19 protein-coding genes and 1 tRNA gene are annotated in these 22,649 nt (G+C 48.8%); 13 read left to right on the top strand and 7 right to left on the bottom strand.

Annotated elements, in window-relative coordinates; all coding sequences use genetic code 11:
* From P8P30_02550 to P8P30_02515, 8 genes are all read left to right on the top strand, one after another.
* The gene (locus P8P30_02550; GenBank protein MDG1286425.1) at positions 1-444 is read left to right on the top strand and encodes an Rrf2 family transcriptional regulator; all 444 of its coding nucleotides are present in this window, start codon (positions 1-3) and stop codon (positions 442-444) included.
* Complete coding sequence (locus P8P30_02545; protein MDG1286424.1) at positions 445-1,572, top strand: cysteine desulfurase family protein; 1,128 nt, start codon at positions 445-447, stop codon at positions 1,570-1,572. It abuts the gene before it with no gap.
* Between the two features lie 93 nt (positions 1,573-1,665).
* Entirely contained in the window at positions 1,666-2,895 is a 1,230-nt protein-coding gene (locus P8P30_02540; GenBank protein MDG1286423.1) for an IscS subfamily cysteine desulfurase, read from the top strand.
* A 56-nt stretch (positions 2,896-2,951) separates the two neighbouring features.
* A complete protein-coding gene (gene iscU / locus P8P30_02535; protein MDG1286422.1) occupies positions 2,952-3,347 on the top strand; it encodes a Fe-S cluster assembly scaffold IscU in 396 nt (131 codons plus the stop codon).
* 10 nt (positions 3,348-3,357) lie between these two features.
* Positions 3,358-3,696, top strand: coding sequence for an iron-sulfur cluster assembly accessory protein (locus tag P8P30_02530; protein ID MDG1286421.1), 339 nt, complete (start codon positions 3,358-3,360; stop codon positions 3,694-3,696).
* Complete coding sequence (gene hscB, locus P8P30_02525; GenBank protein MDG1286420.1) at positions 3,653-4,183, top strand: Fe-S protein assembly co-chaperone HscB; 531 nt, start codon at positions 3,653-3,655, stop codon at positions 4,181-4,183. The genes P8P30_02530 and hscB overlap by 44 nt, the downstream gene beginning before the upstream one ends.
* A gap of 120 nt (positions 4,184-4,303) precedes the next feature.
* Positions 4,304-6,013, top strand: a complete 1,710-nt coding sequence (gene hscA / locus P8P30_02520) for a Fe-S protein assembly chaperone HscA (GenBank protein ID MDG1286419.1) — start codon at positions 4,304-4,306, stop codon at positions 6,011-6,013.
* A gap of 5 nt (positions 6,014-6,018) precedes the next feature.
* Complete coding sequence (locus tag P8P30_02515; protein MDG1286418.1) at positions 6,019-6,351, top strand: ferredoxin family 2Fe-2S iron-sulfur cluster binding protein; 333 nt, start codon at positions 6,019-6,021, stop codon at positions 6,349-6,351.
* A gap of 5 nt (positions 6,352-6,356) precedes the next feature.
* Here P8P30_02515 and P8P30_02510 read toward each other — a convergent pair whose 3' ends face one another.
* The 4 genes from P8P30_02510 to P8P30_02495 form a co-directional block, all read right to left on the bottom strand.
* Positions 6,357-7,226: a polyphosphate kinase 2 family protein gene (locus tag P8P30_02510; protein ID MDG1286417.1), complete on the bottom strand. Its 870-nt coding sequence runs from the start codon at positions 7,224-7,226 to the stop codon at positions 6,357-6,359.
* A 24-nt stretch (positions 7,227-7,250) separates the two neighbouring features.
* A complete protein-coding gene (locus tag P8P30_02505; GenBank protein ID MDG1286416.1) occupies positions 7,251-8,513 on the bottom strand; it encodes a hypothetical protein in 1,263 nt (420 codons plus the stop codon).
* 98 nt (positions 8,514-8,611) lie between these two features.
* Entirely contained in the window at positions 8,612-10,333 is a 1,722-nt protein-coding gene (locus tag P8P30_02500) for an SPOR domain-containing protein (protein MDG1286415.1), read from the bottom strand.
* A 166-nt stretch (positions 10,334-10,499) separates the two neighbouring features.
* A tRNA-Cys gene (locus P8P30_02495) sits at positions 10,500-10,573 on the bottom strand.
* Between the two features lie 147 nt (positions 10,574-10,720).
* Here P8P30_02495 and P8P30_02490 point away from each other — a divergent pair.
* The 5 genes from P8P30_02490 (at position 10,721) to ilvD (ending at position 17,082) form a co-directional block, all read left to right on the top strand.
* On the top strand, positions 10,721-11,395 hold the full coding sequence (locus P8P30_02490; protein ID MDG1286414.1) for a protein-L-isoaspartate O-methyltransferase: 675 nt from the start codon (positions 10,721-10,723) through the stop codon (positions 11,393-11,395).
* A 9-nt stretch (positions 11,396-11,404) separates the two neighbouring features.
* Complete coding sequence (locus P8P30_02485; GenBank protein MDG1286413.1) at positions 11,405-13,024, top strand: TolC family outer membrane protein; 1,620 nt, start codon at positions 11,405-11,407, stop codon at positions 13,022-13,024.
* A 42-nt stretch (positions 13,025-13,066) separates the two neighbouring features.
* A complete protein-coding gene (locus P8P30_02480; GenBank protein MDG1286412.1) occupies positions 13,067-13,825 on the top strand; it encodes a DUF2497 domain-containing protein in 759 nt (252 codons plus the stop codon).
* A 104-nt stretch (positions 13,826-13,929) separates the two neighbouring features.
* A complete protein-coding gene (locus tag P8P30_02475) occupies positions 13,930-15,342 on the top strand; it encodes an ankyrin repeat domain-containing protein (GenBank protein MDG1286411.1) in 1,413 nt (470 codons plus the stop codon).
* Positions 15,343-15,360: 18 nt separating this feature from the next.
* Entirely contained in the window at positions 15,361-17,082 is a 1,722-nt protein-coding gene (gene ilvD, locus P8P30_02470) for a dihydroxy-acid dehydratase (GenBank protein MDG1286410.1), read from the top strand.
* A gap of 31 nt (positions 17,083-17,113) precedes the next feature.
* On the opposite strand, the gene P8P30_02465 is transcribed toward ilvD, so the two are convergent.
* Genes P8P30_02465 through glyS form a run of 3 tightly spaced genes read right to left on the bottom strand, consistent with a single transcriptional unit; the run spans position 17,114 to position 22,645 of the window.
* On the bottom strand, positions 17,114-17,920 hold the full coding sequence (locus P8P30_02465) for a M48 family metalloprotease (GenBank protein MDG1286409.1): 807 nt from the start codon (positions 17,918-17,920) through the stop codon (positions 17,114-17,116).
* Positions 17,921-17,966: 46 nt separating this feature from the next.
* On the bottom strand, positions 17,967-20,615 hold the full coding sequence (ppdK, locus tag P8P30_02460) for a pyruvate, phosphate dikinase (protein ID MDG1286408.1): 2,649 nt from the start codon (positions 20,613-20,615) through the stop codon (positions 17,967-17,969).
* 14 nt (positions 20,616-20,629) lie between these two features.
* A complete protein-coding gene (glyS, locus tag P8P30_02455; GenBank protein MDG1286407.1) occupies positions 20,630-22,645 on the bottom strand; it encodes a glycine--tRNA ligase subunit beta in 2,016 nt (671 codons plus the stop codon).
* Positions 22,646-22,649 lie beyond the last annotated feature (4 nt).

Below are 22,649 nucleotides of genomic sequence, written 5' to 3'. Positions count from 1 at the left end.
ATGATTCTAACGACCAAAGCAAGGTATGCCGTTATGGCGATGGTAGATTTAGCGCTCGCTGAATTAGAGAAGCCGCAAAGCTTGCCTGATATTGCTGAACGTCAGGAGTTGCCGCTGTCTTATCTGGAGCAACTCTTTCCTAAACTTCGTAAGGCAGGTTTAGTGAAATCCGTTCGTGGCCCCGGTGGCGGCTATGTGCTGACTAAGGCTGTGAATGACGTGACAATCCTTGCTATCGTTGAAGCGGTTGATGAATCGCTGCAAATGACACGCTGCGATGGTGACCCAAAAAGTGGCTGCATGATCAAAACCTCACGCTGCTTAACCCATTCACTCTGGAAAGGCTTAGGCACACAAATTAGCGAATATTTAGGTAGCGTAACGCTTGGTAGTCTAACGCAAGGCTCGCGCACTCTAGCGCAGTTGAATGAGGAGTGTGCCTAAATGAAGCCTCCCATCTACATGGATTATAACGCCACTTCGCCGGTCTTACCGCAGGTGCGCGAACGGATGGGTGAGCTAGATGCACTACCGCTTAACGCCTCTTCGATCCACGCTATGGGGCGCAAGGCGAAGCAGGTACTTGAAGATTCACGCACGACAATCGCGAATTATATTTCTGCATGGCCAGATGAAGTGATCTTCACGGCAAATGGTACAGAAGCGAATAACCTCGCGCTTAAAGGCATAGAGGGGCGCAGCTTGATGGTGGCTGCGACCGAGCATTCATCGATCATTGAGATTGCGAAAGCAGCGACAGGAACTATGATTCTGCCCGTTGAAGAGAATGGCTTGCTTAATATAGGCACGCTTGAGAAGGCGCTTCAGGGGTGTGAGAGTGCTTTAGTCTCTGTCATGCTGGTCAATAACGAGACAGGCCTTATTCAGCCTATCCGTGAAATTGCGGCACTCGTGCATAAATATGGCGGGCTTATGCATACGGATGCAGTGCAGGCGGTCGGTAAGCTCACTTTTGACTTTACGACGCTAGGCGTCGATATGCTGACCATTGCCGCGCATAAAGTCGGCGGACCTGTCGGCGTGGGTGCGCTTATTGTGAAGAACGACGTGAAGCTCAATTCACAAATGCTGGGGGGCGGACAAGAAAAACGCCGCCGTGCTGGAACTGAGAATATCGCGGCGGTTGCTGGCTTTGCGGCGCTTATCGATAATTTACCTGATCTATCAAATCTTATGCCGTTACGTGAAAAACTAGAGACTGAGATATTTGCGATTTCTCCAACCTCACGCCTGATTTCTAAGGGCGCAGGTAGGGTGGCGAATACGATTTCGATCATTACTCCCAGCTTATCGAGCGAGTTGCAATTGATGCATTTGGATTTAGCAGGAATCTGCGTAAGCGCCGGTTCTGCCTGTTCTTCTGGCCGTATTGAAGCGAGCCATGTGCTGCAAGCGATGGGTTATAGCAAAGAAGAGTCCTCCTCGGCTATCCGTATCTCTATGGGGTGGGCGACGACTGAAGTAGAGCTGGATGCATTTATCGCAGCATGGAGGAAGTTAGTTGAGAACTACTCGCAACCCGCCGTAGCCCTGCCGAAAAGACTTGCATAAGACTTGCAGTTATCACTATAAAGCGCTATAGTCCGACCAAATTAGTAAGGTATTAAAAACACGATGACAAACGTACTTAACATCTCCCGCGAAATGCCCAAATCAGGCGATATTCGTTTCCCAATTTACTTGGATAATCAGGCGACTACGCCAATGGATCCGCGCGTTATGGAAAAAATGATGCCGTACTTCATGGAAAAATTTGGTAATCCGCATTCACGTAGCCACGCTTACGGTTGGGAAACCGAAGCGGCAATTGAAATTGCACGCGAAGAAGTAGCGAAGTTGATTAACGCAAATCCGAAGGAAATCGTATTTACTTCCGGCGCGACCGAATCAAACAACATCGCCATTAAAGGCGTCGCTGAGTTTTACGGCGCGAAGAAGAAACATATAATCACGGCGCAAACCGAGCATAAATGTGTGCTTGAAAGCTGCCGCCAGCTAGAACAAAAAGGTTTTGAGATTACGTATCTTCCTGTGCAAACCAATGGTTTGATTGATCTAGAGGCTCTGAAAGCTGCTTTGCGCGAAGATACACTTCTCGTTTCCATCATGATGGTGAATAACGAAATTGGTGTGATTCAACCGGTAACCGAGATTGGCGCGTTATGTCGTGCTAATGGTACTTTGTTCCATACGGATGCTGCACAATCTTTCGGTAAAATTCCGATTGATATTGAAGCGATGAACATCGATATGATGTCTATTTCAGGTCATAAAATTTATGGTCCTAAGGGGGTTGGTGCGCTTTATGTGCGCCGTCGTCCGCGTGTTCGTATTAAGTCTATCCTTTCTGGAGGCGGGCAGGAGCGTGGCTTCCGTTCTGGTACGTTGCCAACACCGATGGTGGTGGGGCTCGGCGAAGCGGCACGTATCGCTGGTGAAGAGATGGAAAAAGATACCGCTCACGTTAAAGCGCTATCCGATCACTTCATGAAAGAGATTCTGGATAACATTAAAGATGTGTTCCTTAACGGTGATCGCGAAGCACGGATCCCCGGTAACTTGAATATCAGTTTCGCTTACATTGAAGGTGAATCTATGATTATGGCGCTTAAAGAACTTGCAGTGTCATCCGGCTCGGCTTGTACTTCAGCATCATTGGAGCCTTCTTATGTGTTGCGTGCAATTGGTGTCGGCGAAGATTTAGCCCATACTTCTATCCGTTTTGGCTTCGGGCGCTTTACGACCCGCGAAGAAGTAGATTATGCAGTAGAATTAATTAAGAAAAGCATTAACCACTTGCGCGAAATGAGCCCCCTATGGGAAATGGCGCAAGAAGGTATCGATATATCAAAAATTGAGTGGGCGGCACATTAGGCGCCTCGCGCAGTAATGAGTAGTTTGTGATTAGTGAATAGAAAGAGAGCATTAAAATGGCATATTCGGAAAAAGTAGTCGATCATTACGAGAACCCACGCAATGTAGGTTCCATGGACAAGCAAGATAGCACAGTAGGAACAGGCCTTGTTGGCGCACCTGCGTGTGGTGATGTTATGAAGCTTCAAATCAAAGTCGGTACCGATGGCGTGATTGAAGATGCTAAATTTAAAACATTCGGTTGTGGTTCTGCAATCGCTTCAAGCTCGCTCATCACGGAGTGGGTGAAGGGTAAAACCGTCGACGAAGCGGCGATGATCAAGAACACTGAAATCGCACAAGAACTTGCGCTTCCTCCGGTAAAAATTCACTGCTCTGTTCTCGCTGAAGATGCGATTAAAGCGGCTGTGACTGATTATCGTGAGAAGAATGGCTCTGCAGAAGCAGCGTAAGTAACGAATTATGGCGCTTCCCGCAGCAATCCAAATCACTGAAGCGGCGGCTGAACAAATTCAGGCGCTCTTGGCGAGTCGTGGTAAACCCTCGGCTGGTATTAAGATTGGCGTGAAAACGGCCGGTTGTTCGGGCTTATCCTATGCATTGGAATATGCTGATGAAGTGGGCGAATTTGACGAAGTGGTCGAAGCTCAAGGCGTGAAAGTACTGATTGATCCCAAAGCCATCATGTTCATCTTGGGTACCGAGATGGATTATAAAGATGATAAGTTAGAGAGCGGCTTCACCTTCACTAACCCAAATGAAAAAGGTCGCTGCGGCTGCGGTGAATCTTTCCACGTTTAGAATGCACAACCATTTCCAAACCTTAGGCTTTGAGCCTTCATTTGTGCAGGATGCAGAGGCGCTTCAGCGGGCTTATGTGCGGGCACAGCAAGTCGCACACCCTGATCGTCAAATGGGCAAGAGTGATGCGGAGCGGCAAAAAGCGGCTCTGGCATCGGCAGCGGCAAATGATGCGTATCGTGTGTTAAAAGATGATTACCTGCGCGCCGTACATATTTTGGAGCTTCAGGGTATTCGAGTGCAGGGCGATAACGCAACGATGAAGCCTGACCACGCACTCCTGATGGAAGTGATGGAATGGAATGAAGAGGTGGAGGAATCTGCGGGTTCACAAGCGGCCATGCTGGTTGGAAAGTTTCATACGGTGCGCGAGGAGTTAGTGGCACAGCTGCATATAGAAGTTTCGCCGCAAGCAGTGATTCGCTTTGGTTATTTAGAAAAAACCATTGCGATTCTCACACGTAAAATTAAAGGGATAGCAGCGTAATGGCATTACTATTATTTTTACGCTTACGCGGCGCTCACACGGCGCGCACCCTTACGCCAGGAATCTGGCGGGCTAGCTTTGCTAGCCTATCCACAAAATTGGCAGCTAGAGGATAGTATCATGGCATTACTCCAAATTCACGAACCTGGCGCCGCGCCACGACCGCATGCCGATGAACAAAAACTCGCAATTGGCATTGATTTAGGCACGACGCATTGCGTTGTTAGCTATCTCGATGCAGAAGGCGTGCCGCAATATGTGACGGATGCGCGAGGCAAAAGCATTCACCCCTCTATCGTTGATTATAGCGATGATATACGTGTAGGCGAAGCAGCTAAACAGAGCGCCACTGCTATCCACTCCATCAAGCGCAAAATTGCTGAAGGTGCTGCAGACGTGGTTGCTAACGGTAAAACACCGGTTGAAACTTCAGCAGATATCCTGCGTTACCTCAAAGAACTAGCCGAGGTTCAGTTAGATACGGATGTGACGGAAGCAGTGATTACCGTTCCTGCTTATTTCGATGATACAGCACGTACTGCCACTCGCGATGCGGCTCGTTTGGCCGGTTTAGAAGTGTTGCGCTTGGTGAATGAGCCTACGGCAGCGGCGTTAGCCTATGGCCTCGATCATGAATCAGAAGGTATTTATGCTATTTACGACTTAGGCGGCGGCACCTTTGATATCTCTATTTTGCGGATGGAGAAGGGCGTATTTCAAGTGCTCTCGACTCACGGTGATGTTGCGCTTGGTGGTGATGATTTTGATACTGCTATTGCCAATGAATTTGGCATGACGCCATTGCAAGCGCGTACGCTTAAAGAACAGCTTTCCGAATCAAATAGCGTCGAATTTGAAGGCAAGACCATTAGGCGTGAGGTATTTGACACGCTTATTGCGCCACTTGTCACTAAAACCACGGTAGCCAGCAAGCAAGCATTGGATGATGCGGATTTAAGCATCGCTGAGATCAAAGGCGTGGTACTTGTCGGTGGCTCAACGCGTGTGCCGGCGGTTCGTAAAGCAGCGGAGGCGTTTTTTGGGAAGCCGGCGCTTACGGATATTGATCCTGATAAAGTGGTGGCCTTAGGCGCTGGCTTACAGGCAAAAGCCCTTACGCGTGGTTCGGATACATTATTGCTGGATGTAACGCCATTATCGCTCGGACTTGAGACGATGGGCGGCTTGGTAGAGAAGGTGGTTCACCGTAACAGCCCAATTCCGGTTTCGGCGCGCCAAGAATTTACGACCTATCAAGATGGTCAGAATGCCATGCTCATCCACGTGCTGCAAGGCGAGCGTGAGATGGTAGACCAGTGCCGCTCACTCGCTAAATTTACCCTGTCGGATATCCCGCCTATGGCCGCCGGCCTCGCGCGTATTGAAGTGACGTTTACGGTGGATGCTGATGGTTTGCTCAGCGTAACGGCTGAGGAGAAAACGACCGGCACGCAGCAGCATGTGGAGGTCAAACCCTCTTACGGTCTGCCACCAGAAAAAATCGAAGGGATGATTCGCGATTCGATGCAATATGCCCGTGAGGACATTACGTTGCGCTTATTGGCCGAAGCTCGCGTTGAATCAGAGCGCTTGATCTATGACTTATCATCCGCGATGTCTGAGAGTGGCTCACTGCTAACGGCAGAAGAGCAGGCTGCTTTACCCAGAATCGTTGAGGCATTACAGGTCGCAATTAAGGGCGATGACCGTGACGTAATCGACGCGGCACATAAGGCATTGGAAACAATCGCCTACCCATTTGCGCAAAGAAGAATGGACAGCGCTATATCAGATGCGCTAGAAGGCAAATCAGTAGAAGAAATAGGATAGATATTATGCCAAAACTTACTTTTGTACTCCCCGACGGAACGGAACAAACATTTGATGCGCCAAACGGCCAATCTGTTTTGGAAGTCGCTCACCATAATGCAGTCGCGCTAGAAGGCGCATGTGAAGGCTCGCTCGCTTGTTCAACCTGCCACGTCATTGTGGATGATGCTTATTTTAACACCCTAAAAGAACCCAGCGAAGATGAAGAAGATATGCTTGATCTCGCCTTTGGTTTGACGGAAACATCTCGCCTTGGTTGCCAGATTCTTATGTCTGACGCATTGGATGGTTTGAAGGTGAAGCTACCGACTGGCACTCGAAATATGCAGGTTGCTTAAGCAAGTTACTCGCTTAGCAATTGCTTTCGAATTTCTTGTAGTTTTTCTTCTTGTTCAAGTGCTTGTGCTGGATAGTTCATGTGAAACCCGCTTAATGTATCACGCAGTACTTGGCTGACGATGAGGCGGGCATTCTTTTTATCATCTGCCGGTACTATATACCACGGCGCTGCTTCAGTGCTGGTCGCGCTGATCGCTTCGGCATAAGTTGTTTGATACTCATCCCAATAGCCGCGCTCTTTGACGTCGCCTTCGCTGAATTTCCAATTCTTTTCAGGCTCATCAATACGCGCAAGGAAGCGCTGACGCTGCTCTTCTTTGGATAGATGGAGGAAGAACTTTACTACCTTTGTACCGTTACGTTCGAGGTGGCTCTCAAAATCCGTGATGGATCGATAACGCTCTTGCCAAATATTATTGCTGATGAGTTCGGATGGGAGCTTTTGTCCCTTTAGGATTCCCTGATGCACTTTCACAATTAGCACTTCTTCGTAATAGCTGCGGTTAAAAATACCGATGCGCCCGCGTTCGGGTAACTGTTTTGTCGTACGCCAGAGGAAGTCATGATCGAGCTCTTCATCGCTGGGCTTTTTGAAGCTGGAAACTTGAAAGCCTTGTGGATTCATGCCCGAGAATACATGACGAATGGTGCCATCTTTACCTGCGGCATCCATCGCTTGGAACACAACCAGTAGCGAGTGCTTATCATGGGCGTAGAGCATTTCTTGCAGCTCGCTGAGAGCGCCTACACTCGCTTTGATTTGCGCTTTATAATCTTTTTTATCCGTATAAAACGGCGTATTGAGCGTATCCCAATCGTCGAGTTTTATCCGTTGGCCTTGCGGTGCGCGGTAGCGTTTAGAGTCTATGATCATAATCTTATTATAGAGTGTTTTTCGTTATTTTGTAAATATTGCTACAATCTCGAGATGCGCACTCCAATAGAATTGATCAATCGGCGTGGCTTCTATCATGCGCCATCCAGCATCAAGTAGGTGTTTCGCATCGCGCTTAAAACTATTAGGACTGCACGATACCATCACGAGCTTCTTGAGATGACTGTTAGCGATTTGCTTAACTTGGGGCAGGGCGCCATTGCGTGATGGGTTAATAACAATACCATCATAATGCTTGAGTTCTGTCGCAGTTAAAGGGTTCTTATAAAGATCGCGCGCTGTCGCACTCATCTTATTTTCGAGCTTTGCTTTCAGAATCGCATTATGCATGGCAGCAATCATCGCGTCGTTGCCTTCATAGGCACTGACACGCTTGGCCTGCGCCAATAAGGGGAAGCTATACGTACCGCAACCGGAGTATAAATCAGCAATATACTCGCAACCTTGTAGATGCGTCGTCACGAGCTGAGCGATCGCCGCTTCGCCCCGCCTCGTGGCCTGTAAGAACGCACCAGTAGGGAAGTTAACGCTGACACCTGCAAACTCTACTAACGCCTGGCCGCTATCAAACAAAGTCAGCGTCTCTTCAAACTGTTCGCTTAAGCGTACAAAACCTTGATCGGTTGCAAGCTGAACCAGCTGCTCTCGATCCTTCGCATTTAGGGGCTGACTCACATGAATGATAACATCCAGGCCTGAGTCTAAGGCGGTGACATGAATCGCTTTGATATGACTTGGCTTCTTAAGGCTCTCAATAGATTGCTTGAATGCGGACAGGGGCGCCAACAATTGTGGCGCACTAATAGGGCATTCTTCAACCGCAATGAGTGCATGAGTTCTCGCTTCGAAGAAGCCTATATCGACCACTCCCTTATGCGAGGTAACTTTGAATTCGACTCGACGACGGCTTTCTTGTCCGCCTTCAATCATCGGCTGAATAACGGTCTCGTTAGCGCCGATTTGAGAGAGAATCTTCTGCAAGATGCGCGGTTTGAATTCCGTATAAGTCGCTGTGTTGAGGTGCTGTAAGTTGCAGCCGCCGCAGGTGGTGAAGTGTTTGCAGTGGGGAGTGACACGATCTGCGGACGGTTCTAATATTTCCAATAATTGTGCTTTGGGTTGGGTCAAGCGTACGCGCAACGTATCTCCGGCGCAGCTATAGGGCACATAAATTGCTTCCCCATTATGGATGCCCATACCCTCTCCCATGCCGCCAAGGGCTTGGATAGATACAGTTACGGGAGTCACATCAGGCCGTTTTTTCATAAGGTCCACTCATACACTTTTACACTGCTGGGCGCTAGAATGACTCCCTCTATGACGTTGTTTTTAACAGCAGGGTGAGAGAATAGAATCTTTGAGCGTTAGTTATTCACCACAACGCAGGGCGTCGAATCAGCATTCAGGCCACTGCAAAGCTCTTGCGCCGCATTTCGTGTGGCAAAAGGCCCGGTGCGTAATCGATAGATGGTGCGACTGCTGCTTGAATTAGCCGGATGCGCAAGGTGAGGAGCTTTGCCACGTAATTCGCTATGGCGTAATTTCAATTCGCTCCATACTTTCATAGCATCGCCACGGTTGCGGTAGCTGCCCATTTGCGCCCAGAATTGCGAGCGAGCTTTACGTGTATTACGTCTTTGCTGATTCGCAATATCACGACGAGAAGTTAGGCCGTTGCGTGTTTCCGTACCACGATTGTGCTGAGCCGTTGAAACTCCTGCATTACGCTGCACTTCGCAAATGAGACCCGGTTTGCCTGCTGCTTTACAGAGAGCTTGTACGTCTTTGTAAGCTAGCAACGGTCCTAGCTGCATCGAAACACGTTTTCCGTTTTTGCGTTGACTATACGGTTGCGTAAGGCGCATGCGGAGCTTTTGGGTAAGAGCAGGCTGCTGACGACGTAGCTCATTCCAGTAGTTTGTTGCTTTTGCATTATTCTCAAAATAGTTAAGTTTCACCCAAAGTGACTTTTGCAAAAAGCTCTGAGAGGGGGTGCCACGCCAGCCAAGAGCTTTGCGCCCTTTAAAGATAGGTAACCCAGATTTGGTTTTTGGCTCGAAGCCTGCGGCACGTGTTGCTGCCGTGATGTCAGACAAAGGAACAGCAATGGCTTCAGCCACTTCAACGGAGCCATCAGTTGCAGGTATAATCGCTTTTCCAACCGTTAGGGCAGGTGTTGCCTTTTTCACATTTTCCAGAGGCTGCCTGATAACTGCAGAAGCGAGGCCACGAGTGCGAGACGAGCGGGCAATCGGAGCTTCAATCACGGGCTTAGCGGCAGTACGAAGTGATTTTTTGATAACCGGAGTCGCCGGAAGGGCTGTAATCTCGACCTTTGGCTTCTCAATAACAGGTAACGCCTTGAGCTGTACCATTTTCACTTCAGGAGTCGCAATAGCAACTTCTTCGACGATTTCCTCAGCGGAAAGGTCCGGATTAGTTGCTGTAGGGGGGGTAAGATTACGAGTGACGCGTGTTGTAGGTTTTTTGCGGCGTAACCATGGTAGAAAAGTCTCAGTGAGGGATTCTTCTTCAGCTGCTGCTTCGACTGTATCTTCAATCACTGCAGTTTCTACAGTTTCTTGGGTTTCCTCAATTTCATCTTCGATGACACTAGCTTGGGCAACTGCTTCATCTTCAAGTTCAGCTAACCCTGCGATATCTGACCCTGATTCGCTTTCATCTCTGCTGAAAGGAGCAATGATGGCATTCGTAATACTATCAAGCGCATTACCTGCGCTACCAAGAAGAGAAGGGGCTGCTGCTACGGCAACTGCACTCGGTACGGGCAGTTCTGGCGTAATAATACCTGCTACGTCAAATTGCTCTTCTCCAACAAACATTGCTGTTTCCACTACAAAACAATCTTCATCATCGATACGCAAAGTAGAGCAAATCTGTTTTGCTTTTACGCGGTTTGAAATAGGGCCAACCTGAAGGCGGAAGGTTGTAATGTTTTCTGGAGGAAGTGAAATGCGGCTATTTAAGTGCGAGAGCCCGTCAAAAAGCGTTGCATTTTCGGCCGTAAGGCGGTCCCATGTGGCATCTGCTTTTTCACTACTATCGTAGCTTCCGAGTTGAACCATGAAAACAGTATCAGCAAGTGTGGCTGTAGAAAACAAGCTCACACTTATGACAAAAAATGATAAAAACCTAACAAAGTGCACCGTAAAACCCCTGCCTTTTATTCTTAATTTATTACGCCACGTTTACCTTTTCTGGTGCAAGAAGCAAAGCCTAAAAATAAAAAACTGGAGGCCAGGGTCGGAATCGAACCGACGATGAGGGAGTTGCAGTCCCTTGCATTACCACTTTGCTACCTAGCCTCGCGTGCTTTTTAGAACGCATCTGGGTGTTCCAGACAAGCATAAAATGACTAATTTTATCTATAACATGTAGACAGGGCATGTTTTTGTGGCATGGTTCGCCAAAGCTTGCTAGGACAGGCTATCTTTATATGGGAGAAATTTTCTATGGCTTATTCTACACAAGCCCGTGTTAATATGATTACCAATCAGCTTGAGCCATCAGGGGTGAGCGCATCGCGTCTTCTTGCTGCGATTGAAGCCACTTCACGTGAAAAATTCGTCCCGAAAGCATTTGCGGAAACTGCCTATATTGATGAAGATATCCCGCTCGGCCATGGACGTTTCCTGATGGAACCACGAATTTTTGCTCGTTTAGTGCAAGAAGCGGATATCCAAAAAACAGACCGAATCCTCGATATTGCCTGTGGTACAGGCTATTCGGCGGCGGTTTTCTCGCAATTATCAAATAATGTCGTCGCTGTTGAATCTGTCGGTGAGTTGGCAGAGGTCGCGCGCAAAAATTTGCGTGATATTCAAGGTGACGTCCAACTGTTATGTGCATCGGTGGCTGGAGGCTATAGTTTAAAGGCGCCTTACGATATCGTCTTTATCAACGGCGGTGTTGCAACAATACCGCAGGAAATTTTTGAACAGCTGGCTGAAAATGGCAAAGTGATTGCGATTGAAGCGGCTTCGGCAGCAGCTCAACATGGAACGGCAGGAGTCGGGCAAGCCGTTTGCTGGACACGCATTGGCGATAATATTCACAAGAAAATCTTATTTGAAGCAGCAACCCCGCTTCTTGACGATTTTAAAGCAAAAGCTGAATTCTCTTTCTAAGGATAAATAATGAACCTTTCACGATATAGTTACCTTTTAATGGCGAGTTGTTTACTTGCTGCGGCCCCTCTACATGCGCAAACCATTCAACCAGAAGTGATTCTGGAAGGCGAGGTTATCTCCGCTGCTGAAGAAGCCGAAATATTGCTTGAGATGGAAGCAGAGACTCCTTTAACCGCAGCAGAAGCGGCTGAAGTCATTGCTGAGGCCATAGCAGCTGAAGCGATTGTAGAAGAGCCTATTGTAGAGAAGGTTCAAGAACCGATCATCGAAGCGCTTGAAGAAGTGGTTACGACAACAGAAGAAGCGGTTGTGACAACCATAAAAGAACCCGAGGTTCGAAAGTATCCATTAGATAACGCCTTGAAGGGCGCACTCTCAAGAGCCTATAATAAGAACCCTGAGCTGGAAGCCCAAAGACGCGCTTTTCAAGGAACGGTTGAACGGGTGCCGCAAGCATTAGCCGGCGCACTTCCAAGTGCTAACCTTTCTTACAGCAGGGGGCGCCAGCGCACACAAACCCCAGGGACGACTTGGTCAAGTACAGACTCGCAGCTAAAGTCACTCTCCGTGGTGCAGCCACTCTTCCGAGGAGGCACGACCTATGCCAATACGAAAGCGGCTCGCCGACAGGTTGACGCTGCGATGGAACGTCTAACGCAGGTGGAGCAGGGCGTCTTACTGCAAGCGATTACGGCCTATGTCGAAGTAGTGCGCACCCATGCGGTATTCGAATTAAGTAAGAAAAATCGCGCTGTTTTGGATCGTCAGCGCGAGGCTGCGACGCAACGGTTTGAAGTAGGCGAAGATACACGCACGGATGTCGCTCAGTCAGAAGCGCGCTTAGCCTTGGCGGAATCGGATGTGATTAATAGCAAAGGCCAGCTAGAGTCTGCAAAAGCAATTTACTTTGAGGTGGTGGGAGAGCAACCTACCTCTATGGCACCACCCAGAAAGCTTCCAGAAGCCCCTAAAAGCTTAGAGCATTTTATTGCGTTGGCGTTAGAGTATAGCCCAATCGTTCAAGAAGCTAAGTTTGCTACCGAAGCAGCCGATTATAATGTGAATGCGAATATAGGTACATTGCTACCCTCTGTTAATCTTGAGGGCACGATGAGCCGTCAAGAAGGAGCGGGGACGTTTGGAACCACTGACTTTGATCGAGATGGAGTGGTGGTATCCGCGACATTACCTCTTTTTGCAGGGGGAGCTCGCTATTCGCAAATTCGTCAAGCGAAGGAAACTTACCAACAGAGTCGTTTTCAATTGGTTGATGTGAAGAATCAAGTGCGTCGCCAGGCCGTAGGAGCGTGGGAAGATCTACAGGCCGCGACCGCAACGATTAAATCAAATAAATTAGCGATTGAAGCGGCGCAAGTCGCGCTTGAAGGGGTGCGCCAAGAGCAACAGTATGGTTCGCGTACGACACTTGATGTGCTCGATGCTGAGCGTGAATTGTTCAATACTGAGGTGCAGTTAGTCATCGCAGAACGTAATGAAGTCGTTGCGGCTTATTCTGTTTTAGCAGTACTAGGACGCTTGACAGCAGAAAATATGGGTTTAGATGTGCCTCTGTATGACGCAGAAGGCTATTATGATGATACAGAGTATCAATTTATTGGCTTTTAGGAAAAAAGAACTGTTATAATAAGAAAAAATCGCAGGGATGGTATGAGCGACACGGAAGCAGCAGAGGCTACAGAAGGCGAAGATCAGTCGATGGAGGAAATTCTCCAGTCGATTCGTCGTATTATCACCGAAGATGAGCAGGAGGTTGACACTTCAGAGGAAGTCGTGGCTGAAGAGCCCGAGCCTAAAGAAAATGAAGTCGTGGAAGAACCTGTTGAAGAAATGCCAGAACCCGAGCTCGAGCCAGAAATTGAGCCGGAAATCGCAGCAGATGCTGATTCTGATGAAATTGAGATGATTCTTGCGGAAGAAGAAGCACCAGTACCAGAACCTGAGCCAGTAGTTGAGCCGGAAATCGAAGAAGAAGAGGATGATGATTCCGATATTTTGGAATTAACAGAAATTCTTGAAGATGAGCCTGAGATGGATAATACGCTTGCGGTTGAAGAAGATACCGCAGAAGAAGACGATATTTTTGGCGATCTTGATGCAATGCTAGAGGATAGCACGGACCTTCCTGAGGAAGCGCCGGCCGTAGAGACATTCGAACCGATGGAAGATGACGGTACATTGATTTCAGAGGGCCCTGCCGCTGCGACCGCCGCTATTTTTGATGAAGTCAAACAACAAGCGGCTGCAGCATCAGAACATTCTGATGGCTTAGCGATGCGCTCTGGTACGAGCGTTGAAGATCTGATGATCGAAGCAATGCGCCCAATGCTAAAAGCATGGTTGGATGAAAACCTTCCGGCGGTTGTTGAGCGAGTCGTGCAAAAAGAAGTTAAAAAACTAGCAGAATAATTGCATGCCTAAGGTAGTGAAATATTTACCTATTTTATTTTATTTCCCCAAGACTTAACTTTTAGATAGTCAGCCTTTGTTAGCTTGTATAGAATAACATTCAAATGCATAAGAAAAACAAAAATAATGCGCATTTTCAGAAGGTTGCAAAAATGTTTCCGTGGATGATGATCGCTGCTTTTATGCCAACGCTTGTGGCAGCACAAGGTCTGCCTGCATTACCGCCATTGCCTCCATTGCCTGGGATGCAGGTCGCAGCACCAGAGCTAGCTTCTCCCCCTGCTGTTGTAGAAGCTCCTGCCATAGAAACTCCTGTCGCTGCTAATCCTGAAGTGCCGCAAATGCCTCCTCTCCCTGCAGCAAATGACGTTGCATCAGAGGATATGTTTGCCGTGCCTGAGTTACCTGCTGGCAATGATATTGCAATGCCAGATTTTGGGTTGTTTGATCCTGCTGCATTGCCTGTACCTCCAGAAGGAGCCACCGTCGCTCAAGCAGCACCAGAGTTACCAGATATGCCCGAATTGGAAGCGCCAGTTGTCAATCCAGATGCTGAAATTGCAGATATGCTGGAAGCGCCAGAGCTACCGGCTCTACCCGCTATCCCAAGCTTTAGTGAAACAGCTGCTGTTCCTGATATAGAAATGGCAAAACCAGCAAATGCAGATGCCGTAAAAGAGCCTGAAGGTGTAGCGGATTTGGGGCCTCCAGAATTACCTGACGAGAAGCCTATTAGTTCTGAGCTAGCGGATATGTTGCCGAGTTGGATGACAGACGAGGCTTTGCCATCGCTTAAGCCACTGCCGCAAGATCGTCAAAAAGAAGAAAAAGTAGCAACGAAACCACCCGTTAAAAAAGTAATAGCGGATAAAGAGTTAGATGATGGCACAAGCCTAGCAGACCTGATTGATAAAGAAATCAATAGTGGTGATGTTTATGATGAGGATGGCGCCGATTTGGGTGATATTGCCTCTGACGGAGATAGTCGTCGAGTGGTGTGGCCACGTAACTTCAAAACGCAAAAATTACCTCCGAGAATTTATCATAAGCAATATAGTAACGCGAATCGTCACTTGCCGCACGCCATGTATAAGAAAGAGATCGAAGCGCACATGTTTGGTGCTGTTGGCGCCAATGATGCGGATGCCGTACGAGCTATCTTGCGTACAGGGGTCCCTATTTCACTTGTGAATACCAAGGGTGAAGACCTCGCGATGCATGCCGTTAAAGCAGGCGCAACTACCACATTGCAACTGGTTCTTGCTTTAGGAGCAAACCCTAGTCATCAAGATCGTTACGGAGCAACACCATTACATCGCGCAGTCTTTTTAGGCCGCCAAGATATGGTAACTATTCTGCTACGTGCTGGTGCAAATTCCTACGTGAACGATATGAGTGGTGTCACCCCGATGGCCATCGCTGTTGCTCGTCGCGATCAGCCGATGATGCAAACGCTTGGTTATTATCAAGCAACGGGGAAATCCGCGCAACGTATGGCGAAATATCAACCTTACTAACACCTATCAGAGGTTATTATGTCTAAAGAATTCGGCAAATCACGACTCGTGAGTCGTCATGTAACCCAAGGCCCTGAACGTGCGCCACACCGTAGTTATCTCTATGCGATGGGATTAGGTAAAAAAGAAATTGACCAGCCTTTAGTTGGGGTGGCGACGACATGGAACGAGGCTGCACCCTGTAATATTACGCTAGGCCGTCAGGCACAGGTAGCGAAAAAGGGGGTTCATGCGGCGGGTGGAACTCCTCGTGAATTTACAACGATTACGGTGACGGATGGCATTGCCATGGGACATCAAGGTATGAAGGCCTCTTTGGTAAGTCGCGATATTATTGCCGATTCGGTTGAGCTCACCATGCGCGGCCATTGCTATGATGCGATTGTGGGCCTCGCCGGCTGTGATAAGTCTTTACCGGGCTTGATGATGTCTATGGTGCGCTTGAACGTGCCTTCTGTTTTCCTTTATGGCGGTTCGATTCTACCGGGCAAATATAAAGGCAAAGAGGTGACGGTGGTGGATGTGTTTGAAGGTGTTGGCCAGCATTCCGCCGGTAATATGAGTTTAGAAGAGCTCGAAGCGTTAGAGAAAGTCGCTTGCCCATCGGGTGGGTCATGTGGTGGCCAGTTTACGGCGAATACGATGGCTTGTGTCTCTGAAGCGATTGGCCTAGCATTACCGGGCTCTTCAGGCCCTCCAGCCTCATATGAATCACGTGATGATTATGCATTCCGTTCGGGTGAAGCCGTGATGAATCTTATCAAAAATAAAATCCGACCGCGCGATATCGTCACACGTAAATCCTTAGAGAACGCCGCTGCAATTGTTGCAGCAACGGGTGGCTCAACGAATGCTGGTTTGCATTTACCTGCACTGGCGCATGAGTGTGGCATTGAGTTTGATTTGCATGAGGTCGGCGCAATCTTTGATCGCACGCCTTATTTAGCAGATTTAAAACCGGGCGGTAAATATGTTGCCAAAGACCTTTTCGAAGTGGGTGGGGTGCAAATTGTGCTTAAAACGCTACTAGAAGGCGGTTATTTACATGGTGATTGCATGACGGTGACCGGTAAAACCATGGCAGAAAATCTAGCAAATGTGACATGGCCGGATGGGCAAGACGTCGTTTACCCACATGATAAACCGCTCGCGCCAACCGGTGGCGTTGTGACGCTCAAAGGCAATCTTGCGCCTGAAGGTGCCATCGTAAAAGTGGCCGGCTTAAAGGCTCGTCAATTCTCGGGACCCGCACGTGTATTCGATTGTGAAGAAGATGCATTCGAAGCGGTTGGAAAACGCGAATATAAGCAAGGCGAGGTGATCGTCATTCGTTACGAAGGCCCCAAAGGTGGACCGGGAATGCGCGAGATGCTTTCGACAACGGCAGCGATTTACGGACAAGGCGAGGGCGAGAGTGTCGCACTCATTACCGACGGTCGCTTTAGTGGCGGCACCCGCGGCTTCTGTATCGGCCATGTGGGGCCTGAAGCAGCGGAAGGTGGGCCGATTGGCCTGATTGAGAATGGTGATATCATCACGATCGATGCGGATACGCGCCGCTTGGATGTAGAACTTACCGCAGATGAACTTGCGATACGTCGTGAGAAATGGCAAACCCGCAAGACGGATTATAATTCTGGTGCGTTATGGAAATATGCGCAGACGGTGGGTACAGCAGAGAAAGGTGCAGTCACGCATCCCGGCGGTAAGGAAGAAACTCACATTTTCGCGGATATCTAGGCAGCGTCCTAAGGGAAGAAGCCTGTGTTAATTAACGCCCTCTACCTTTGTCCATCGCCTCAAGTCTCTCAATCCGATTGTTCATAGGTGCGTGGAATAGGCGTTCCATCACGCTTTGCAGCCGATCAAAGGTTGATTTCCCCATTTTTGACCTGTTGCGCATTTCTGCTGCCACCCCCGCTTGATGAGTTTTCAGCGTGCTGATCATTGGTTTGGGAGAGCCCATCATGTCTGCTGCAAATTTATCTGCTTTATATTCCATGCGGTTATTGATAACTGCACCGATGGTAAACCCCGTTCCTAAGCCGAGAGTAGCGGCGGCAACGTACTTAGCAGCTCTTTTTACACCACTTATGAAACTATTTTTGTCTTCTCGTTTTTGCTCAAGTAGCTGTTTTGCTTCCTCAGGACTAGCTTCGGATAATTGTTCTTCAAGCTCTTTTTTTTGCACCTTTTCTTGGTTCTTTTCGACCATACTCATCGCCAAGATTCCAATGGCTGCACCTGCAAAAGGTGCAAAATAAGCAATAAGACTTTTGTTTCCGTCTTTGTATTTTATGTGAGCGAGTTCGTGATAAAGTGCGGCTGTCAGTTCATCACTTACTCCATCACTATCTTGTTCATACTTCAATATTTTGAGGAGTTGCTTGCCAAGGAATAGCTTATTTCCATCCAGAGAATTAACCCCCATGCTCCAATCGAGGCCGCTAGTATATGTATCTTTGTCGATGCGTGCGACATCACCAAATTGAGCGCCGCCTTTTTTACAAAAGTCATGAATAGCACTTAACAGGTTAGGTGCATGCTTCGTGGTTAACCTTGTTGTCTTGTAACCCATTATTCAAATTAACACGCGAATGTTACGATTTGATGAATGTTATCCTTTAGGCCGCCGCGGCTTTGCTTGCTTCATCTGCGGTGTTCTGGCCGGCTGCTAGGCGGGCTACAGGCACACGGTAAGGCGAGCATGAAACAGTATCGAGGCCAATGCGATGGCAGAAAGCAATGCTTTCTGGGTCAGCGCCTTGTTCACCACACACACTTAGCTTGATATCCGGTTTCACGGCTCGAGCCTTTTCAGTCGCTAATTGCACGAGTTTACCGACGCGAGCTTGGTCGAGTGCCATGAAGGGGTCGCGGTCAATAATGCCTAAATCACGGTATTTCTGCAGGAGCGCGCCGGTATCATCGCGTGACATACCAAGGGTCGTTTGCGTGAGGTCGTTGGTGCCGAAGCTGAAGAAATCTGCAATTTCGGCCAACTCATCAGCAATCAAGGCTGCGCCTGGAAGCTCGATCATCGTACCGAATAGATAATTTTGAGTGCCTAGCTGATCGGCAATATCGCGGGTCACGTCGCGTAGAATACGTAGCTCTTCCGTCGACATCACGAGGGGCACCATAATTTCTGGCACCACTTCTTCACCGGTTTCAATCGCGGCTTCAAGAATCGCACGAATTTGTGCTTCATACAGCTTAGGGTGAGTCATCCCTAGGCGCACACCACGGTGCCCGAGCATTGGGTTCGTCTCTGAGAGTGCTTCAGTGCGTTTTTCTAGAATCTCAGCCGAGAGGCCAGTGAGCTTCGCCACTTCGGCCAGTGATGCTGCATCATGAGGTAAGAACTCGTGCAAAGGAGGGTCCAGCAAGCGAACGGTTACGGGCTTCTCGCGCATTAGTTCAAAGATGGCTTTAAAGTCATGCTTTTGGAATTCAGCGAGCTGCGTTAGAAGTCTTGCTTTCAAATTTTCATCTTCAGCGAGGATATAACCACGCATGGCCGTAATACGCTCAGGTTGGAAGAACATATGCTCGGTACGGCAAAGGCCAATCCCCTCAGCACCAAATTCAAGGGCGGTTTGGATGTCTTCAATCGTTTCTGCATTCGCACGCACTTGCAAGGTACGGTGCGAATCTGCCCACCCCATTAGAGTTTCAAAATCATCAGAAAGGGCAGGTGCCGCCATTGGCAATTCACCGGCGTAGATTTCGCCCTTACTGCCATCCAATGTAATGATATCCCCTTTTCTGAGTGTTTCATTCGCAAGAACAAGCGTGCCAGCCGCTTCATTGATGCGCAGGCTGCTCGCGCCACAGACGCATGGTTTCCCCATACCACGCGCCACAACGGCTGCGTGCGAGGTCATGCCGCCACGTGCGGTGAGAATTCCCATCGCTGCATGCATGCCTTGAATATCTTCAGGGCTGGTTTCTTCACGTACCAAAATAACGGACTCGCCATTGGCTGCTGCTTCGTGTGCCTCTTCCGCATCAAAGACAATCTTACCACAGGCCGCTCCCGGAGAGGCGGGCAGCCCACGACCCAGCACAGTAATTTCTGCATTTTGATCAATCATTGGGTGAAGGAGTTGCTCGAGCGAGAGAGCGTCGACACGCTTCACCGCCTCAGCTTGTGTGATGATACCGGCATTAGCGAAAGCAACAGCAAGCGATACAGCCGCAGCCGCAGAACGTTTGCCGTTACGTGTTTGCAGCATCCATAGCTGGCCTTTTTCAATCGTGAATTCGATATCTTGCATATCACGATAATGCGCTTCGAGTTTTTCTGCCAATGCTAGAAACTCTCTAAAGAGTTCCGGCATCACCGCTTCCATAGATTTGCCGGTTTCTGTTTCCGTTTCAGCGGCTTGAGCAATCGGCAACGGAGTGCGGATACCGGCAACGACGTCCTCACCTTGTGCATTGATGAGATACTCACCAAAGATGCCTGCCGCACCTGTGGAAGGATTGCGCGTAAAGGCGACGCCCGTCGCACAATCATCGCCACGGTTACCAAATACCATCGCTTGGACCGTCACAGCCGTTCCGGCAAGGCCGCTAATTTCGTGAATATCACGGTAGGTGATCGCGCGTGGGTTCATCCAGCTATTAAATACAGCACGGATTGCCATTTCGAGCTGCTCACGCGGGTCTTGCGGGAAAGGCTTGCCTGTTTCGTCTGCAACCACTTGCATGAACTCATTAGCGAGATCTTGTAAATCCTCGGCGCTTAGAGCTGTATCTTCAACAATGCCGAGCATGAGCTTCTTCTCATCCAGCATTTGTTCAAAAGTGAAACTATCGAGCTCAAGTACCACATCCGCAAACATCTGAATGAAACGACGGTAGCTATCCCATGCGAAACGAGCATCGCCTGCTTTATTGGCCAATGCCTCAACCGTCATCGTGTTGAGGCCTAGGTTCAAAACCGTATCCATCATGCCGGGCATAGAGACTGCCGCGCCTGAGCGAACCGAAAGGAGGAGTGGATCATCTCCGCCGAATTGCTTGCCAGTAATTCCTTCAACTTTAGCAAGTGCTTCCATCACACTATCCATCACGCCAGCGGGTAGGGTATTGCCGCCATCATTATAAGCTCTACAGCATTCCGTTGTAATAGTGAGTCCGGGAGGCACCGGTAAACCAAGGTTTGCCATTTCCGCCAAGTTAGCGCCTTTACCACCCAGCAGGCTTTTCATGCTTGCAGCACCTTCTGAACCTTTGGGACCAAAGCTATATACATATTGAGTCATGAGAATTCCTTTATTTAGGCGGCTTGTTGGATTTGGCTGAAGTCAGCAATATTCTGCATATTATCAACCAATGCAGAAAGAAGGGTTAAACGGTTCTGTCGTAAATCGGCATTATCGGCATTTACCGTCACTTTATCGAAGAAGGCATCAACGGGCTGGCGCAGCTCGGCGAATGAGGTCAGAGCCTCTCCATAAGCTTCGGCCGTTAAATGCGCTTCGACGGCAGTGGCCGTTGAGTTCATAGCTTCAAACAATGTTTTCTCTTCGATTTGCTCGAGGAGGTCAGCGATGACATTGCCTTGCGTGCTTGAATCACTCTTAGCGAGGATATTTGCTGCACGGCCATAGGCGGTTAGCAGGGCACTCGCATCCTGACCTTGCATGAAATCCTGCAACGCTTCGATTTTACGCGTCAAACGTAAGAAGTCATCATCTTGAGTATTGGTGATAACCGCCTCAATCACATCGTGACGTAGGCCTTTATCTTTCAACACACCGCGCAGGCGCTCAAAGAAGAAAGCATGTAGCGTTTTATCATTGCCCGTAAATTGGCTAAGCGGAAGGCGCAATTTATTCTCCAGAATGATACGGATAACGCCTAAAGCTGCACGACGTAGCGCGAATGGATCTTTCGAACCTGTTGGAATTTCATCCGCACCGAATAATCCCGTTAAGGTGTCCAGCTTATCCGCGAGCGCTACGGCAATGCTGGTCGGCTGAGTTGGCACAGGCGATTTAGGGCCTTGCGGCAGGTAATGCTCGCTAATCGCATCGGCAACTTGCGGGTCTTCATTCTGAGCAAGGGCGTAATAACGCCCCATTGTGCCTTGTAGATCCGCAAATTCACCCACCATTCCGGTAGCGAGGTCGGATTTACAAAGTTTAGCCGCACGAGCTACCTTAGCTTTATCCGCTGATGGAATAAATTCACACAGAGCAGTAGCCGTTTTACCAATACGCTCCACCTTATCCGCAACCGTGCCGAGCTTTGCGTGGAAGACGACTGATTTGAGTTTCTCATTCCACTGCGCTAGCGGCTGTTTCTGGTCTTTCCGATAGAAGAATTGACCATCGGCTAGGCGAGCACGCAACACACGTTCGTTACCTGCAATGACGGCCTTTCCACCATCAGAAGCTTCGATGTTACTTGTGATAAGAAATTTGGAAGCGGCGGTTCCATCTTTTTCTAACAGGGTAAAATATTTTTGATGATTGCGCATTTCTGAGCGCATCACTTCGGGCGGCAAATCCATAAAACAATCATCGATCGAACCTTCAAGCACCACAGGCCATTCAACAAGGCCGGTCACTTCAAGCAAGAGAGCTGAATCATCCACGACGGACAGAGCAGAAGCAGTGGCTTGTTTCTCAATCGCGTCTTTGATAACCGCTTCACGTTTGACGCCATCAGCAATCACATAGGCTTTCTCTAAACTCGCCTCATAATCGGCGGATGCAGTTAGCATGATCTCAGCTGGCGCATGGAAACGGTGACCGTAAGTGAGGTTATTGGCTTTCAAATGTGCAAACTCAATAGGCACAATTTCGTTCCCTAAAATACAACAGATATTTTGCAGTGGGCGCGCCCAGTTCAGCGAGTAATCGCCCCAGCGCATCGACTTTGCCCAAGGCAAGTCGCTAAGGAGCTTCTCGATAATGCTTTTTAAGGCATCGGCAGTTGCTTTGCCTTCTTCGTTAATCACGGCGAAGAAATACTCTTTGCCTTTAATTTCACGCATCTCCAACTTATCTTTGGAGAGCCCCGTGCTACGCAAGAAACCCTCGAGCGCTTGATCGGGGGCGGAAGTGGCTGGGCCTTTGCGTTCTTCGGCCACATCCGGTTGACGCTCCGGCAGATCATTGACAATCAACGCCAAACGGCGAGGAGTACGGAAGGTCGCAACGTCGCCATATTCAAGCTTTGCGGCTTTGAGGGCTTTTAGTAAATTTTCACGCAACCAGCTTTCCGCTTTCGGCTGCATACCGGCCGGCAGTTCTTCAGAAAATAATTCAAGGAGTAAGTTAGCCATAATC

The sequence above is a fragment of the Rickettsiales bacterium genome, assembly GCA_029252805.1.
Taxonomy (GTDB): Bacteria; Pseudomonadota; Alphaproteobacteria; order Rickettsiales; family JALZUV01; genus JALZUV01.
Note: the sequence above shows the minus strand (reverse complement) of the source record. Positions and strands in the feature narration are given on the sequence as shown.